The following is a 15,580-nucleotide window of genomic DNA, read 5'->3' on the forward strand; positions in this document are numbered from 1 at the left end:
CTGCACGGCATGCGCTTCGTGCTGGAGGCCCCGGGCGGCGTCATCGGCCATCTCGATCCGCCCCAGCCCGACCGCGTCCTCGGCTGGGTCCGGGACTCCAACGCCGCCCATGTCCGCCAGGAGGTCAAGCTGGTGGTGGACGGGCACGACTACGTCCTTGCCGCCGACCAGTTCCGCCCGGACGTGTGCGCGGCCGGCTTCGGGGACGGCCATTCCGGCTTCGTCTGGATGACGCCGCCGCAGTTCCAGGACGGCCGCCCCCACCGAGTGGAGGCCTATTGCAAGGGCCAGCCCGTGCCCGGCAGCCCCAGGCTCGCCGTCTTCCCCAGGCAGGAGGGGACGCCGGCCGCCGGACAAGAATCCTGAGCGAGCGGAGGTCCCGAACCGGACGGGACAAGGAGAGACGCCATGCGGCACGCCCTGCTTCTGGCCGCGCTTTGCGGCCTGCTCGCCTTGACTTGCCCGGCGGCCGAGGCCCAGCTCGTGGGCCTGCCCAACCCCGCTTCCGCTTTTTGCGCGGACTGGGGGGCAGGCTGGCGGTCAGCGATACGGGCACGGGGCAGGTCGGAACATGCGTGTACGACGGCGGCCTGGCCGTGGACGAATGGGCGCTCTACCGGCTCTTCTCGGGTCTGACCGATCCCCTGGCCTGGTAGGGCCGGGGGGACGCGCCGTCGCGGCGTCTGTCACAGGCCAAGGGCCAGGTAGTCGCAATCGCCGGGACCGGCCGTGGCCGGGTCCAGGCGGCCGGGCGTCTCGGGCAGGATCACCCGCTGCACGATCCCGGGGGCAATCTGGCGCAGTTGGTGCGGCAGGGCCGGCTTCCAGGCGTGGGTCGCGCCGCACAGGATGACCAGCGTGCGGCCGGGATTGGCGGCGAGATAGTCCCCGGCGGCCACGGCCATGGCCGTGTCCCAGACGAGCTGGGCCTCGCAGAAGCGCCGGAAGTCGAGTTCCCCGCCGTGCTCCCCGGCCACGCGCCGCAAAAACGCCTCGTATTCCCGATCCACCCGGCAGGAGGTCATGGGCACCGTCCCCCGCTCCTCGGGGGTCAGGGCCTCGAAGCCTTCGCGTGCCACCTTGCGCGGGATCTCCCGGGGCACGTTGAGCCCGACCAGCGGCACGCCCGCCTCCCGGCAGGCCGCGAACACTTCCCGGTACAGCTCCCAGGCGTGGCCCCAGTAGGCGGAAAACGCCTTCTCCACGGCCGCCTCGTCCACGTTGCCGGCGATGTAGCCGTCCAGGAGCGGCTGGGCCGAGGCCGGAAACATCTCCAGTCCCACCGCCGTCCTGGCCCCGGCCGCGACCATGGCCCGGATCAGGGCGGCTTGCAGACGGTGATGGGCCGGGTCGGCATGGTTTTCGCCCACCACCACCGCCTGGCACCGGGCCAGTTCCTGGGCCGCCTGGCGCAGGGACAGCCGCGTGCCGTCGTGGACGTCGAGGAGCCGCAGCCCGCTCCCGGAGGAACACGCCCACGGGGCGGCGCACAGGCAGGCCGTGAGAAGCGCCGCCGCAAGGACGGCGCGCCCCAGGCGGGAAAGAAAGGAAAAGCCACGCATCGCCGCAGGCTACCATACTGCCCGGGCGTTGCAAGGGCGCGCGCGGGCCCGCGTCAGGAGGCGAGGCGGATGCCGTGCTGGGCCGGCACATAATCGAGCAGGACGAAATCCCGGCGCACGGCGGCCAGCGCCTCGCCGCGCTGCTCGATGCGCGCCGCGTCGATGGTCCCAAGGCGGCCGTCCGCCCCGCGCAGATAGCCCAACCGCGACGGATCGATGCCCATGACCCGGCAGCAGGAGGCGTCCACGGCCAGGCAGGAGCGCCCCATGACCAGCACGCCGGCAGCCACGGGATCCCCCATGATGGGGCCGTCGCCCTCCATGCCCACGATGCCGTCCACGATGGCGAAGCCCGGGCGCACCGTGGCCGCGATGTCCAGGATCGACGGCTCGATGCCGGCGAAGTGCAGGACGTTTTTGGGCCAGCCGTAGACCGCGCCGGGCATGACGCCGAAGAGGTTCTTCATGGACAGGGTGGCCCCGGCCCAGTGGTGAGTCTTCATCTTGGCCACGGACACCACCAGGTCGACTTTGGCCAGGGCCTCGGGGAGCCACAAATCGCCGAGCTTGCTCACCCCGCCGAGGTTGCGGGCCAGGTGGACCGGGCCGCTGTTGAGGTCGGTAAAGGCCAGGCCTTCGGAAGCCAGCACCTCGCCGAGCCCGGATTCCTCGAGCACGAGCAGGGCGTCGCGCCGATGCCCGGCCCCCTCGGCCACCAGCACCGAGGCCGCCCCCCCGGCCAGAAAGGCCTCGGCCGCCGCCCGCACCACCAGCGGGTGGGTGTTGATGTGGCCGGCCCCGGCATGGGGCTCGACCAGGTTGGGCTTGAGCAGCACCCGTTTGCCGGCCAGCTCCTCGCGGCTGACCCCCAGTTCCGCAAGCCCCCGGCGCAGGATGTCGCCGAGGTCCGCGTCGTAGCCGGAAGCCTTGGCCACGAAGACCGAAGACTTGGGGCCCGGGCCCGCCGTCTCGCGACAGCCCGTGCCGACGGCCGCCGCCAGGGCGGCCGCGCCGAGAAGCCGCAGGGTCTGCCGGCGGGTCATGCCGCCGCCGGCGTGGGATCGCTCAGCCATGGGCGCTCCTTCGCACGATGTCCGCGAACCGGCCGCGGCTGGCGGCGGCGGCCAGGAGCTGGGCCAGAAGCGGCGTGTCGTAGGGTCCGTAGCGCTGCTGCCTGCCAAGGGCCACGGCCAGATTTTCCAGGATGTCCGGCCCGGCCGCGTCCCAGGCCCCCAGGCCGAAGGCCCGCCAGGTGGCGCAAAGGGGCGTGGCGGCGGCGCAGTCCGGGCCGGACAGGTAGGCCAGGCTCCGCGTCACCGCCTCCCGCCCGGCCCGGCCGGCCAGGGCGGCCAGGGCGTGGCCGGTGCATTCGGGGATGGGCAGGAGCATGTTTTGGAACACCCGGGTGTTGCCGTAGTTCCAGCCGCCGTCCGGCAACTGGCGGTCCAGGAGCAGCCGCGCCGCCTCGTCCAGGGCCGGGCCGAGGCCGGCCGGCGGCTCGGGCAGGGCCGCGAGCACGAGCACGGCCTGGGACGTGGGCTCCACCCAGGAATGGGTGCCCTCGATCCAGTTCCAGCCCTTGATGCTCGGGTCGTGGCCGAAGATGCCGTTGGGGTCTTTTTTCCAGGTCGCGCCGGGATGCCCCAAAAGCCAGGCGGCCCCGGCCCGCACCCGGCCGTCGTAGGCCGGATCGGGCAGCCAGGCGGCCATGGCCAGGACCGTGGGCCAAGCCGCTTCGGGCCGGCCGGGAAGCAGCGGCACCCGGCCGTCGGCGGCTTGGAGCCGGGCCAGGGCGGCCCGGGCGGCGGCCACGGCCTCGGGGGCCAGCCCGGCGGCGTGAAGGGCCATGGCCGCCCAGGCCGTGGCGTCGGGGCGAGGCTCCCCGTCCGGGGTCAGGGCGCAGGCCCCGTCCGGCCGGGTCCGCTCGCGCAACGCCGCGAAATACGGCTTCAAGGCGTCATGGTCCATCGAGGCTCCTTGGCGACGGCGGCCTGCGCCGTCGCGGCAAATATAAAGCACGAACCATGCCGTGTCCTCCTTTTTCGCCGTGTCGGCGACGGCTGGACTTCGCAATCCATTTTTCATAGATAAAAAAAGACCCGCCGCCGCTCCACTATGAGGGCGGCGAGCTCTGTGCTAGGGAAACCCGATCGTCAGGACTTGAAGCCGCTTGGCCGGGCCGCCGGTCGGGCGCGAGGATACGGGTGTTTGCATGAATGCATGCGGTTCGGGCAGGGGCATGCCTTCCCTGTCCGTCCTGGTCGTCGACGACAACGAGATCAACAGGCTCTACCTGCTGCACGCCCTGCGCAGGATGGGCCACAAGCCCGTGGCCGCCGTGGACGGCGGCCAGGCACTCGAGCTTTTCGCCAGCGAGACCTTCGACCTCGTGTTCATGGACGTGCAGTTGCCGGACATGGACGGCCTGAGCCTGACCCGGGCCATCCGGGAGGGACGGGCCGGCGCGGCCAACGACACCCGCATCCCCATCGTGGCCCTGACGGCTTTCGCCTCGCGCGACGACCGTGCCCGCTGCCTGGAGGCCGGCATGGACGACCACCTCTCCAAGCCCGTCAGCGGCTCGGACATCGAGGCGGCGCTGGCCCGCGCCCTGGCCGAGGCCGGGGACAGCGGCGCTCCCGAGGCCACGGACGTCCCGGGATTCGACCTGACGGCCTTCACCCGCGACAGCGAGCGGGAATTCGCCACGGAGATGCTGGCGCTCTTCCTGGAGCTGGCCGAGCCCAAGCGGCTGGCCCTGACCCGGGCCGTGAACCGGGGCGACGTGGCCGCGGCCGCGCCCCTGGCCCACGATCTGGCCGGCATGGCCGGGCCCATCCGGGCCACGCGCCTGCACGCGGCCATGAAGACCGTGCAGGAGGCCTGCGGCTCGGGCACCGTGGAATCCTGCCGGGTCAGCCACGCCCGGGCCGACCGGGAGCTGGCCATGGTCCTGGCCGCCGTGCGCTCCCACCCCTACCTGGCCGATCGGCACTCCTGACGCGGCGGGCGGTCCATGGCGCGCATCCTGGTCATCGACGACGACGGCTTCTTCCGGGAATTCCTCTCCCGGCTGCTCGCCGCCGAGGGCCACGCCGTGGCCGGGGCCGCCGACCTGGCCGAAGCCGCCCGCCGCGCCGGCGAGGCGGACTTCGACCTCATCTTCCTGGACGTGCGCCTGCCCGACGGCTCGGGCCTCGACCTGCTGCCCAGGCTCAAGGCCCTGCCCGGCGAGCCGGAAGTGGTCATCGTCACCGGGGCCGGCGACCCGGACGGCGCGGAACTGGCCATCTTAAGCGGCGCCTGGGACTACATCGAGAAGACGGCCAGCCAGGAGGCCCTGCGCCTGGCCTGCCTGCGGGCCTTGCGCTTCCGGGAGATGAAGCAGGACTCCCTGCCCGTGCGCCGCGGGGGCATCATCGGCTCGGGGCCGACCATGGAGCGGGCCCTGCGACAGATGGGCCGCGCGGCCAGGAGCCTGGCCAACGTGCTGCTTTTCGGCGAGACCGGCACGGGCAAGGAGCTTTTCGCCCGGGCCATCCATGAAAACAGCGCCCGGTCAGCGGCCGAATGCGTGGTAGTGGACTGCGCCGGGCTCACCGAATCCCTCCTGGCCAGCGAGCTTTTCGGCCACCGCAAGGGGGCCTTCACCGGAGCGGCGGCCGACAAGCCGGGGCTGCTGGCCCGGGCCCACGGCGGCACGCTCTTTCTGGACGAGGTCAGCGAGCTGTCCCTGGAGATGCAAAAGGGATTTTTGCGCCTGCTCGAAAGCCGCACCTACCGGCCGCTTGGCGACAACCGCGAGATTCCCGTGGATTTCCGGCTGGTGTGCGCCAGCAACCGGGACATGGCGGCGATGGTCGCGGCCGGGACCTTCCGCGAGGACCTGTACTACCGCATCCGCGCCGTGACCATCGCCCTGCCGCCCCTGCGCGAGATTCCCGAGGAGATCCCGGAGCTGGCCGAGCACCACCTCACCCGCATCTGCCGGGCCGGACGGTTGCCGCTCAAGACGCTCGCCCCGGAGCTGCTGGAGCTCTTTCGCCAGTACGACTGGCCGGGCAACATCCGCGAGCTGGCCCACGTGCTGGAGGCCCTGGCCGCGGCCGCGCCCCTGGAGTCGGAACTGCTGCCTTCCCACCTGCCCCGGGACCTGCGGGTGCGCTTCGTGCGCTCCCGGGTGGAACGGGGTCGCGGCAAGGCCGCCGCGCCGTCGCCGGGCCTGCCCGCCGCGTCCGCCGGGCCGCCCCCCGCCCTGCCGGACTGGAACGCCTACAAGCGCGACGCCCACGACCGGGTGGAACGCGAATACCTGGCCGCCCTCGTGGCCGCGGCCGGCGGGGAGGTGCGCGCGGCCATGGACCTCTCGGGCCTGAGCCAATCGCGCCTGTACGGGCTGTTGCGCAAGCACGGCCTGGGCCTCTCCGCCTAGCCCGTCCGTGGAGCCGGGGCGGCCGGCCCGCCCGCATGTGCCGGGCACGGCGGCAGGAGAGACGGCAGGTTCGACCTCTGCCCTGACCGGCCGTCCTTGTTTGCCGCGAACCTCGCCGCATCGCCTCCGGTCCGCAGGCGCGTTCTCTTTTCCTGCATCTCCCGTATCCTTTCCTGCCCAACAACTCCTCTTTTTCAGGAATTTCTCGCTCCCAGGGCGAGGAGATTCAAAATTCTTTCACCATATCAATATATTAAAATACACCGCTGCTGGCGCGGTTCTTGATGCGGTACGGGACGACTCCTGGGAGGCGGCCGTCTTTTTCGGCCCCCCCAAGGGAGGTCGCCATGAACCAAACAATGAAGTCACTCGGACGACTGACGCGCATACTCGCGATCTTCGCGGCCTGCCTGGCGGCGGCCGCGACCGCCCTGGCGGCGCAACCGGAACCCCAAGCGGAGAAAGCCATGACCACTTCCCACGCCCCGACCGCTCAGATCGCCACCCTGGCCGGCGGCTGCTTCTGGTGCGTGGAGTCGGATCTGGAGAAGCTGCCCGGGGTGCTGGACGTCGTTTCCGGCTATACCGGCGGCGACGAGCCCCATCCCGACTACGAGCAGGTGTCTTCGGGCCGCACCGGCCATTACGAGGCGGTCCAGGTCTTCTACGATCCGCAACGCATCAACTATCGCCAGATCCTCGACGCATTCCTGCGCCACATCGACCCCACCGACGCCGGCGGCCAGTTCGCCGACCGCGGCAGGCAGTACCGGCCGGCGGTGTTCTACCACGACGACCAACAGAAAAAGGAGGCCGAGGAGGCCCTGGCCGCCCTGGCCGCCTCGGGCCGCTTCGCCAAGCCCCTGGCCGTGGCCGTGCTGCCCTTCAAGACCTTCACCGACGCCGAGAACTACCACCAGGACTACTACAAGACCCACAAGCTCCAGTACGAAACCTACCGCCGCTTCTCCGGCCGCGACCAGTTCCTGGAGAAGGCCTGGGGCCAGGACGGCCCGGCCTCCCCGCCCGCCGCCGGCTGGCAGGACTTCCGCAAGCCCGACGACGCGGCCCTGCGGGCGAAGCTCTCGCCCCTGGCCTACGACGTCACCCAGAAGGAGGGCACCGAGCCGCCGTACAAGAACGCCTACTGGAACAACAAGGAACCCGGCATCTACGTGGACGCGGTGTCCGGAGAGCCGCTTTTCAGTTCGCGCGACAAGTACGATTCCGGCACGGGCTGGCCGAGCTTCACGCGGCCCCTCGTCCCGGACAACATCGTCACGCGCGAGGACAAGAGCCTCTTCAGCGTGCGCACCGAGGTGCGAAGCCGCCACGGCGACTCGCATCTGGGCCATGTCTTCCCCGACGGCCCCAAACCCACGGGGCTTCGCTACTGCATGAACTCGGCCGCCCTGCGCTTCGTGCCTCAAAAGGACATGGCGCGCGACGGTTACGGCGAATTCCTCAAGGACGTCGAGTAACCTCCCGCCTTTTTTCCCTCCCTTCCCAGACAAGTTCCGGGGCGGCCGCGGCCGCCCCGGGGCTCCCGCCTTTGTCGCGGCCGCACATGTGAAAGGTGTAACAATCTGCTGGCGCGCGGGCCGGGGATGGGCTAATCTGACCTTGCCTCGCGCCGCCGGTCGGCTGTCGCAGGCGATGCCAACCGCCATCGGCCCTCGGGGCAGGGAGACGGTCGTGCCGACAATCCGGGGAATGTTCGAAGCCATGAGCGTCAAGCACAAGCTGCTTGCCCTTTTCGGCTGCATCCTTGCCGGATTCTGCCTCGTCTTCGCCGTGGACCGGCTCGAATCGCGGAGCATCGAACGCGTGCTGCGGCTCGAGCGCCTGGCCGTGGCCGCGACCTTCGAAGTGCTGTCCATGCGCCGCCAGGAAAAGAACTACTTCCTGCGCCACGACGCCGCCTCCCTGGCCGCCGTGCGCCGCCATCAGCAGGCCGCCGCCGCCTCCCTGGCCGACATCGGCGACCTCGACCCGGACAACGAAGCCGAAAGAAACGCCGCCCTGCAACTGCTCGGCGAATACGGCGACGCCTTCACGGCCATGACCGGCGGCCCCGAGTCCCCGGGCCTCGACGCGCCGGCCGCCCTGTTCCTGGAGCGCTCCCAGTCCCTGGACCGGTTCGAGGACGGCCCGGCCGCGGTGACCGCCGCCCTGGGCCGACTGCGGGCCCAGGAGAAACGCTGGCTGGCCTCGGGCGTGCCCGAGGCCCTGGCCCGGCTGGAGGCCGACGCCGGCCAACTGGCCGAACTGGCCCGGGCCCAGGACGGCGAGGACGCGACCATAGTCGTCGGCGAATACCGGGAAGCGCTTGCCGCCTATGCCGCCCGGGTGGAGGAAGCCGGGTCGCCGAGCGCCGCCTTCGTGGCCGCGGCCCGGGCCCTGGAGCCCGTGACCGAGGCCCTTCGCCGCCACTACGAAACCGAGCGCCGCTCCATCGCCCGCAGCGCCTCCATCGCCGCCACGACCATCCAGGCGGCGGTCGTGGCGGCCGTGGCCCTTGTCGCCCTGGGGGTGTTCCGCTCCGTGGCCGCGCCCCTGTCGCGCCTGGGACGGCACGCCCGCCGAGTGGCCCGGGGCGAGCAGAGCGACCTCGACCCGGCCGCGTTCTCGGGAGAGTTCCGCGACCTGGCCGAGGACATCGGCCGCATGGAGAAGCACCTCGTGGCCACCATCCTCGACCTGGCCCGCAAGGAGCGCGAGGCCGCCGAGGAGGCCCGCCGGGCGCGCAAGGCCCGACAGCGCGCCGAGGACCTCAGCCGTGTGAAGTCCAATTTCCTGAGTCTCGTCTCCCACGAGCTCAAGACCCCCCTGACCTCCATGGTCGGTTTCGCCCAGGTCCTCAAAAAACGCCTGGAGCGGGGCCCCCTGGCCGAGGCTGCGGCCTCGCGGCCGGACCTGGCGGCCGAGTGCGCCCGGCTCCACGACAACCTCGACATCATGCTCGACGAGGGCCGCCGGCTCACCGGGCTCATCGACAACGTGCTGGAACTGGCCGCCCTGGAGTCCGGCGAGGCCGCTCTGGCCATGGGGCCCGTGGCCGCGGACGAGGTGATCAGCCGGGCCGTAGAGCCGTATCTCGGCGTCATGTCGAGCAAGGGGCTGCGTTTCCTGCGCGACGTCCCCGCCGACCTGCCGCCCCTGCGCTGCGACCGGGAACGCATGGTCTACGTGCTGCGCCATCTGTTTTCCAACGCCGTCAAGTTCACCGACGCCGGCCATGTGGCCTGCCGGGCCCGCCGCGAGGGCGACATGGCCGTGATCGTCGTGGAGGACACCGGCCGCGGCATTCCTTCGGAGATGCGCGAGGCGGTGTTCGAGAAGTTCCTGCAGCTCGGCGACAGCCTGACCGGCAAGATGCCCGGACTCGGCATCGGCCTGGCCGCGTCCAGGGCCGTGGTGGAGCACCACGGCGGCAGCATCCGCATCGCCGGCGAGCCCGGCAGGGGCAGCCGCGTGACCGTGACCGTGCCCCTGGCCGAGCCTGCCCCGTGTCGCGTCGCAGAGGGATTACGGACGTGATTTCGAAGGGAAAAAGTATGCCGCATCAGGTCCGCTTACCGGGCCGTCACGCTAGGCATCGCCGCCGGTTCGGGCTATGTTGCCCCAAGCCGGCCGCAACCACCGAGGCAAACGCATGATCCAGGACGAACTGAGCAAACTGCGCCTCAAGCTCATCGCCATCACCCTGGCCTTCTCCTTCATTCCGCTTTTCAGCCTGGGCCTTGGTCTCTACAACCGCTTCTACGAGACCTACCTCGACAAGGTCTACGAGAGCCTGAGCAACCTGGTCGAGAACAAGAAGGTCACCATCGACCTCTACCTGTCCGAAAGGGTGGCCCAACTCTCCAACCTGGCCCTGACCGAATCCTACCAGGACCTGTCCAAGGAAGCCTACCTGGAGCACATCTTCGGCGTGCTGCAGATGCACAGCAAGTCCTTCCTGGACCTCCAGGTCATCGACCAGAACGGCATCTGCACGGCCTACGTCGGCCCCTACCAGCTCAAGGGCATCGACTACAGCCGCGAGGAATGGTTCCACAAGGTCATGGCCCGGGGCATCCACGTCAGCGACGTGTTCCTCGGCTTTCGCAAGTACCCCCACTTCAACATCGCCGTCAGCCGGCGCGAGGGGGACAAGACCTGGGTGCTGCGCGCGGCCATCGACTCGGACATCTTCGACTCCCTGGTGCGCAGCATCCATCTCGGCAAGACCGGCGACGCCTTCATCCTGGCCTCGGACCACGTGCTCCAGACCAAGCCGCGGTTCGGCCACGCCATGTTCGACACCCTGGACTTCCCCAACGTGCCCCGCTTTTCCGGCACCCGGGTCGAGAGCCTCGCCATCGAGGGCCAGACGTCGCTGTACGCCATGACCTGGCTCAACCACAAAGACTGGCTGCTGGTGGTCAAGGACGACCCCCGGGAAGAGATGCTGCCCATCATGCGGGCCCGCTGGCTGCTCATATTGCTTTTGGCCGGCGGAACGCTCTTGATCGTCGGCGGCGCGGTCTGGGTGGCGGGCGGCACGGTCAAGGCGCTGGTGCGGGCCGAACGCGAGAAGGCGGCGCTCGACGCCTCGCTCACCCAGTCGAGCAAGATGGCGGCCCTTGGCAAGCTCGCCGCCGGCGTGGCCCACGAGGTCAACAATCCCCTGGCCATCATCATGGAAAAGGCCGGCTGGATGCGCGACCTTTTAAGCGAAGAGGACATCAAGGCCAGCCCCAACTTCCAGGAATTCGAGGACGCCGTGTCCAAGATCGAGTTCCACGTACGCCGGGCCAAGGACGTCACCCATCGGCTGCTGGGCTTCGCCCGGCGCATGGAGCCCACCCAGGAGGACCTCGACGTCAACCTGCTCCTCGACCAGACCCGGTCGTTCCTGGAAAATGAGGCCAGCTTCCGGGGCATCACCTTCATAAGCGACTACCAGAAGGACCTGCCCCGCATCGAATCCGACGCCTCCCAGCTCCAGCAGGTCTTTCTCAACATCATGGACAACGCCATCGACGCCATCGACAAGAACGGGACCATCACCGTGGCCACCTGCCACCTGCCCGACACCGGGGAGGTGGACATCGCCATCTCCGACACGGGCAAGGGCATGACCAAGGAAGCCCAGGAAAAGATCTTCGACCCCTTCTTCACCACCAAGAAGGTGGGCGAGGGCACGGGGCTCGGGCTCACCATCAGCTACAGCATCGTCGAGAAGCTCGGCGGCCATATTCATGTGACGAGCGAGGAAGGCAAGGGAACCACCTTCCACATCACGCTGCCGATCGCCCCTTAGGCCGGGGGAGAAGGGCGGCCCTGCGGGAAAGGCGTTCCCTTCCCGAGGGCCTTGCTGCAAGCGACGCCGCCACAGCGGCGCAAGACGGGGACGAACACCTTGCCCGCGGGAGGGACGGATGGGACTGCGCGTACTGGCCGTGGACGACGAGGCCGACTTCATCGAGACCCTGGTCAAGCGGTTCACTTACCGCCAGATCCCGGTCACGGCCGCCGCCAGCGGACCCGAGGCCCTGGCCAGGCTCGACGCGGAGCCCTTCGACGTCGTCATCTTGGACATGCGCATGCCGGGCATGGACGGCCTGGCCGTGCTGCGGGAGATCAAGAAACGCCACCCCCTGGTCGAGGTCATCATCCTCACCGGCCACGCTTCGGTGGAGGCCGGCATGCAGGGCATGTCGCTCGGGGCCTACGACTACGTGCTCAAGCCCGTGGACTTCGGGGAACTGCTCGAAAAAGCCAAGAAGGCTCATGAACGCAAACAGCTCAACGAAGCCAGAAGCCGCCAGGCCTGACGGGTTCGTCTTCCCGCCGCTTTGGCCCCATACCGTGCTGGCCCCGGGGCTGGCCGGCGCGGCCGTGCTGGCGACGCTGTTCACCCCGCCGGAGATCGACGTGGCCTTGGCCCTGGTGGCCGGGGCCATCTGCATCGGCTCGGCCCTGATGCTGGCCCGGCGCATCCGCAGCCGCGAGCGGGACCTGCGCGAGATGGACCTGCGCCTGCTCCATTCCCAGAAGCTGGCCGCCATCGGCGAGCTGTCCTCGGGCATCGCGCACGAGATCAACAACCCCCTGGGGGCGATTTTAGGCACCGCCGACCTCATGCTCCCCGAGACGCCCGAGGATTCCAGGTTGCGCGAATACGCGCAGGATATCATCAGATACGCGCAGAACGCCGCGGAAGTCATACGCGACCTCATGGTGTACTCAAGAAAAACCAAGAGCCAAACCGATTTCGTGAAGCCCGTCACCATCCTCGAAAACTCCCTCAAGCTCGCGATGCGCGGCATCGATTTCGGATCGGTGTTGGTGAAAAAGGATTACGACCAATCCAGCGAAGTGCAGGCCAATTCCACCGAGCTTCAGCAGGTATTCCTGAACCTCATCGTAAACGCCGTCCAGGCGATGAACGGCGACGGAACCCTGAGCCTGGGGGTGAAGCAGGAGGAAGCCGATGTGATAATCACCGTTCAGGATACGGGACTGGGCATACAGAAGGAAAACCTCGATAAGGTGTTCAACCCCTTCTTCACCACCAAGGATCCGGGCGCCGGCACGGGGTTGGGCCTTTCAATCGCCCATCACATCATCTCCAAGCTGGGCGGGAGAATTCTCATAGACTCCAAGGAGAAAAAGGGAACGACCTTTCGCATCATCCTGCCGGCGGCCAATATGGAAAGGAACAAGATACGCTTTTTGCACGCCAAGGACCCGCGGCAGATCGAGGATTCGTTCTACCTTCAGCGTAAAATCCTCGTGGGGGAAAAAGGCTATCTCGAGGAGACCATCCGCAGGAGCGAGGACGAAAACGCTTTCCATGTTCTCGCCTATAAAGGCATGCAGCCTGTGGGAACCACCACGCTTCATTTGAGCGCCCTGGAAGGTAAGATCCCGATTCAGAAAAATTTCGATATTTCTCCGTATCTGGACGGAAAACCCTACGCCGAGATCGATCGTCTCGCGATAATCCGGGAAGAGCGGGGATCCATCGTTCCCTTCAGTCTCATGGTGCTCGCCTACCTCTATATCCGCGGCAGGGATGTGGACACGATTTTCTTGGATGTGTTCAGCGACGAGACAAAGCTTATCCGCATGTACGAAAAACTCGGTTTCAGGGTGATAGGCAGTTACAACCGGCCGCTTCCCTGTACGGTGATGATGCTCAACCACGAATCCAACTACATCGACCAGGTCTCCCGGATGGAGCATTTCGTCCAGGGCTTTTTCTCCCGTCTCATGCCTCGCCTGGATTTCGAAGGCCAGGATAGGGAGTACGTATTCAAGACAATCCACGAAATCAACAAGAAGTCCGAGCGGATCGCCGAGGCGGCCCTGCTGGCCGAAAAAAACAAGAAGGCAAACGAGCCCGACGAGATCGTTCCTCCTGGGATTACCGAGGATGTGGATTCGGAGAAGGGACTTCCGGAGTATCCGAATTAGAGAAATGGAGCCTCGCCTCCGGGACGACTTTCGAAGGGGCTCTAGTACCTGACCAGGGCTTCGGTTTTCTGGGAACGATAAATGCCTTCGATGATCTTCACCGCTTCCCGACCCTCCTCCCCGGAGACTGCGGGCCTGCGCCCTTCGCGGATCGCCGCCGCGAAGTCTTCGACCTGGAGCTGGAAAAAATGCCAGGTGGGATCGATACGGGAAAAGTACTGGGCATCCTCGATCTTCCAGGTCGCCGGCATGTCTTCCTGCCCGGGGATGGTCCACAGATCGATGTAGGGCGGCTCCAATACGCCGCTCATGCCGGCGATGAACATGGCCCCTCCGTCGGTCTGCACCCCCAGCGAAGCGCCCGAGCTGCCGTGCACAGCCACTTTGGCATGGATGCCCGGTTTTTGCGAGTTGGAGACGAAAATAGAACCGAGGCCCCCGTTGGCGAAGCGCACCGTGGCCACCGCCGAGTCGTCCACCTCGATATAGGGATGGTTGGCGTTGATCCAGGAGCCTTGGACCGCCGACACCGAACCCATGAACCAGGCCAGGAGGTCCAACTGGTGGGGAGCCTGGTTGACGATGACGCCGCCGCCCTCGCCGGTCCAGGAGCCGCGCCAGGGGTCGGAGCGGTAGTAGGCTTCGTCGCGCCAGCCGAGGATGGTCACCTGCCCGAGGAGGGGGCTGCCTATCAGTCCTTGGTCGATGGCGGTTTTTATCCGCCGGGTCGAGGGGTACCAGCGGCGTTGGCTTATGACTCCGAGGCTGCGGCGCTCCGCGAGGGCGGCGGCGATCATGGCGTCGCAGTCGGCCACCCTGAGGGCCATGGGTTTTTCCACCAGGACATGGAGCCCCGTGCGCAGACATTCCAGGGAACTCTGGGCGTGCAGGGGATGGGGCGTCGTGACGATAACCGCTTCGGCTTTGTCCCTGTCGGCCATCTCCTGGGCGGAATCCCGGGCCTGAATACCCCATTGTACGGCGAAGGCCGAGGCCTTCCTTATATCTCTTCCGCAGACAGACACGAGCTGGGCGTTTTCGCATGTTGCCAGGGCCCTGGCGTGGAGCTGGGCCACCTTGCCGTAGCCGTAGAGACCGAAGCGCGTTTTTTCCATGACGATACCTCTTTAAGGTTCCAGGACCACCTTGAGCAGGCCCTTTTCCCGGGCGTAGAGCCGGGCGAACCATTCGGCTCCCTCGGATAGGGGTGCCTTGGCGCTGATGATCGAATCGCTCCTGATCTTGCCGGATGCCAGAAGCCTCAGGACCAGAGGGTACTCCCCGGCCATGGCGCAGGAACCGAAGAGGCTGATCTGCCGGGTGACCACCGACTGCAGGGGCAGCTCCACCCTGGGGCTCAGGTTCCCGATGAGGGTCACCGAGCCTCCCTTACGGGTGGCGGCTATGGCGGTGGCGATGGGGGCTGATGAGCCCACCGCCTCAAAGCTCCTATCCACTCCCCGACCTTCGGTGAGTTCGAGAATCCTTCCATGGCTGGCAGAATCGGCGGGGTCCAGTGCTACGCTGGCGCCGGCGGCCAGGGCCGCGGCCCTGCGCTCGGGATCGGTATCCAGGGCTAGGACGAGCCCGGGGGAATGGGCCCGCAGGATTTGGATGAGGAGGAGGCCGATAAGGCCCGAGCCTATCACCGCCGTGGAATCACCCATGGCCATGGGCGTGATGGCCGCCGCGTGGGCGGCCACCGCGGTGGGTTCGGCCAGAGAGGCCGCGGCGAAGTCGAGGGCCGCGGGCATGGCGTAGAGTATGCGCTCCGGCACCGCCAGATATTCGGCGAAGCTTCCGTCCCTGCGGTAGTCGGCGCAGGAAACGCCCAGGACCATCCGGTTGTCGCAGAGGTTCACCTCCCCCCTTCGACAGTGAAAACAAGTGCCGCAGTATTCGGTGGAATCGAAGGTGACCCTGTCGCCCGCCTTGAAGAGCCGCACTGCCGAGCCGGTTTCCACGATTTCTCCCGCCGCCTCGTGGCCCATGACGATCGGGGGTATTCGTCTGCCCGTGGAGCCGTCCATGCCATGCACGTCGGAGCCGCAGATGGCCGAAGCCCGGATGCGGACTATCACATCATCGGGAGCCCTCAATCGCGGCTCCGGGTAATCTT

At 67.9% G+C, this 15,580-nt stretch carries 13 protein-coding genes and 1 pseudogene; 9 read left to right on the forward strand and 5 right to left on the reverse strand.

Annotated elements, in window-relative coordinates; all coding sequences use genetic code 11:
- Positions 1 to 366 (forward strand): annotated as a pseudogene (locus tag Q1K70_RS18680) (methionyl-tRNA formyltransferase); the annotation flags it as partial.
- A gap of 146 nt (positions 367 to 512) precedes the next feature.
- A complete protein-coding gene (locus tag Q1K70_RS18685) occupies positions 513 to 656 on the forward strand; it encodes a DUF333 domain-containing protein (protein ID WP_300162975.1) in 144 nt (47 codons plus the stop codon).
- Between the two features lie 30 nt (positions 657 to 686).
- On the opposite strand, the gene Q1K70_RS18690 is transcribed toward Q1K70_RS18685, so the two are convergent.
- The 3 genes from Q1K70_RS18690 to Q1K70_RS18700 are packed head-to-tail and all read right to left on the reverse strand — an operon-like array spanning position 687 to position 3,530.
- Positions 687 to 1,562: a ChaN family lipoprotein gene (locus Q1K70_RS18690; RefSeq protein ID WP_300162978.1), complete on the reverse strand. Its 876-nt coding sequence runs from the start codon at positions 1,560 to 1,562 to the stop codon at positions 687 to 689.
- A gap of 53 nt (positions 1,563 to 1,615) precedes the next feature.
- Positions 1,616 to 2,635, reverse strand: coding sequence for a DUF362 domain-containing protein (locus Q1K70_RS18695; RefSeq protein WP_300162981.1), 1,020 nt, complete (start codon positions 2,633 to 2,635; stop codon positions 1,616 to 1,618).
- Positions 2,628 to 3,530: a hypothetical protein gene (locus tag Q1K70_RS18700; protein WP_300162984.1), complete on the reverse strand. Its 903-nt coding sequence runs from the start codon at positions 3,528 to 3,530 to the stop codon at positions 2,628 to 2,630. Before Q1K70_RS18700 ends, Q1K70_RS18695 begins: the two co-directional genes overlap by 8 nt.
- A 244-nt stretch (positions 3,531 to 3,774) precedes the next feature.
- Between Q1K70_RS18700 and Q1K70_RS18705 the strand changes: the two genes are divergently transcribed.
- The 7 genes from Q1K70_RS18705 (at position 3,775) to Q1K70_RS18735 (ending at position 13,461) form a co-directional block, all read left to right on the forward strand.
- Positions 3,775 to 4,563: a response regulator gene (locus Q1K70_RS18705; RefSeq protein ID WP_300162987.1), complete on the forward strand. Its 789-nt coding sequence runs from the start codon at positions 3,775 to 3,777 to the stop codon at positions 4,561 to 4,563.
- 15 nt (positions 4,564 to 4,578) lie between these two features.
- Entirely contained in the window at positions 4,579 to 5,994 is a 1,416-nt protein-coding gene (locus tag Q1K70_RS18710) for a sigma-54 dependent transcriptional regulator (RefSeq protein WP_300162990.1), read from the forward strand.
- A gap of 467 nt (positions 5,995 to 6,461) precedes the next feature.
- The gene (gene msrB / locus Q1K70_RS18715) at positions 6,462 to 7,475 is read left to right on the forward strand and encodes a peptide-methionine (R)-S-oxide reductase MsrB (RefSeq protein WP_300163009.1); all 1,014 of its coding nucleotides are present in this window, start codon (positions 6,462 to 6,464) and stop codon (positions 7,473 to 7,475) included.
- A 214-nt stretch (positions 7,476 to 7,689) separates the two neighbouring features.
- Complete coding sequence (locus Q1K70_RS18720; protein WP_300162992.1) at positions 7,690 to 9,534, forward strand: HAMP domain-containing sensor histidine kinase; 1,845 nt, start codon at positions 7,690 to 7,692, stop codon at positions 9,532 to 9,534.
- 115 nt (positions 9,535 to 9,649) lie between these two features.
- Entirely contained in the window at positions 9,650 to 11,302 is a 1,653-nt protein-coding gene (locus Q1K70_RS18725) for a PAS domain-containing sensor histidine kinase (protein WP_300162995.1), read from the forward strand.
- 118 nt (positions 11,303 to 11,420) lie between these two features.
- Positions 11,421 to 11,816, forward strand: a complete 396-nt coding sequence (locus tag Q1K70_RS18730; protein WP_300162998.1) for a response regulator — start codon at positions 11,421 to 11,423, stop codon at positions 11,814 to 11,816.
- Positions 11,773 to 13,461 (forward strand): GNAT family N-acetyltransferase, encoded by a 1,689-nt coding sequence (locus Q1K70_RS18735; protein WP_300163001.1) that lies wholly within the window; start codon positions 11,773 to 11,775, stop codon positions 13,459 to 13,461. Before Q1K70_RS18730 ends, Q1K70_RS18735 begins: the two co-directional genes overlap by 44 nt.
- A 41-nt stretch (positions 13,462 to 13,502) precedes the next feature.
- Here the strand turns inward: Q1K70_RS18735 and Q1K70_RS18740 are convergent, their stop codons facing one another.
- The gene (locus Q1K70_RS18740) at positions 13,503 to 14,576 is read right to left on the reverse strand and encodes a Gfo/Idh/MocA family oxidoreductase (RefSeq protein WP_300163004.1); all 1,074 of its coding nucleotides are present in this window, start codon (positions 14,574 to 14,576) and stop codon (positions 13,503 to 13,505) included.
- Positions 14,577 to 14,588: 12 nt separating this feature from the next.
- The gene (locus Q1K70_RS18745) at positions 14,589 to 15,542 is read right to left on the reverse strand and encodes an alcohol dehydrogenase catalytic domain-containing protein (RefSeq protein ID WP_300163006.1); all 954 of its coding nucleotides are present in this window, start codon (positions 15,540 to 15,542) and stop codon (positions 14,589 to 14,591) included.
- Positions 15,543 to 15,580: the final 38 nt, after the last annotated feature.

Source organism: Solidesulfovibrio sp., assembly GCF_029978005.1.
Taxonomy (GTDB): Bacteria; Desulfobacterota; Desulfovibrionia; order Desulfovibrionales; family Desulfovibrionaceae; genus Solidesulfovibrio.

Excerpts from the sequence above, each read along its gene's own strand:
- Q1K70_RS18725 (WP_300162995.1), top strand. The coding sequence starts at position 9,650 with ATGATCCAGGACGAACTGAGCAAACTGCGCCTCAAGCTCATCGCCATC.
- Q1K70_RS18730 (WP_300162998.1), top strand. The coding sequence starts at position 11,421 with ATGGGACTGCGCGTACTGGCCGTGGACGACGAGGCCGACTTCATCGAG.
- Q1K70_RS18710 (WP_300162990.1), top strand. The coding sequence starts at position 4,579 with ATGGCGCGCATCCTGGTCATCGACGACGACGGCTTCTTCCGGGAATTC.
- msrB (WP_300163009.1), top strand. The coding sequence starts at position 6,462 with ATGACCACTTCCCACGCCCCGACCGCTCAGATCGCCACCCTGGCCGGC.
- Q1K70_RS18735 (WP_300163001.1), top strand. The coding sequence starts at position 11,773 with ATGAACGCAAACAGCTCAACGAAGCCAGAAGCCGCCAGGCCTGACGGG.
- Q1K70_RS18700 (WP_300162984.1), bottom strand. The coding sequence starts at position 3,530 with ATGGACCATGACGCCTTGAAGCCGTATTTCGCGGCGTTGCGCGAGCGG.
- Q1K70_RS18695 (WP_300162981.1), bottom strand. The coding sequence starts at position 2,635 with ATGGCTGAGCGATCCCACGCCGGCGGCGGCATGACCCGCCGGCAGACC.
- Q1K70_RS18705 (WP_300162987.1), top strand. The coding sequence starts at position 3,775 with ATGAATGCATGCGGTTCGGGCAGGGGCATGCCTTCCCTGTCCGTCCTG.
- Q1K70_RS18740 (WP_300163004.1), bottom strand. The coding sequence starts at position 14,576 with ATGGAAAAAACGCGCTTCGGTCTCTACGGCTACGGCAAGGTGGCCCAG.
- Q1K70_RS18690 (WP_300162978.1), bottom strand. The coding sequence starts at position 1,562 with ATGCGTGGCTTTTCCTTTCTTTCCCGCCTGGGGCGCGCCGTCCTTGCG.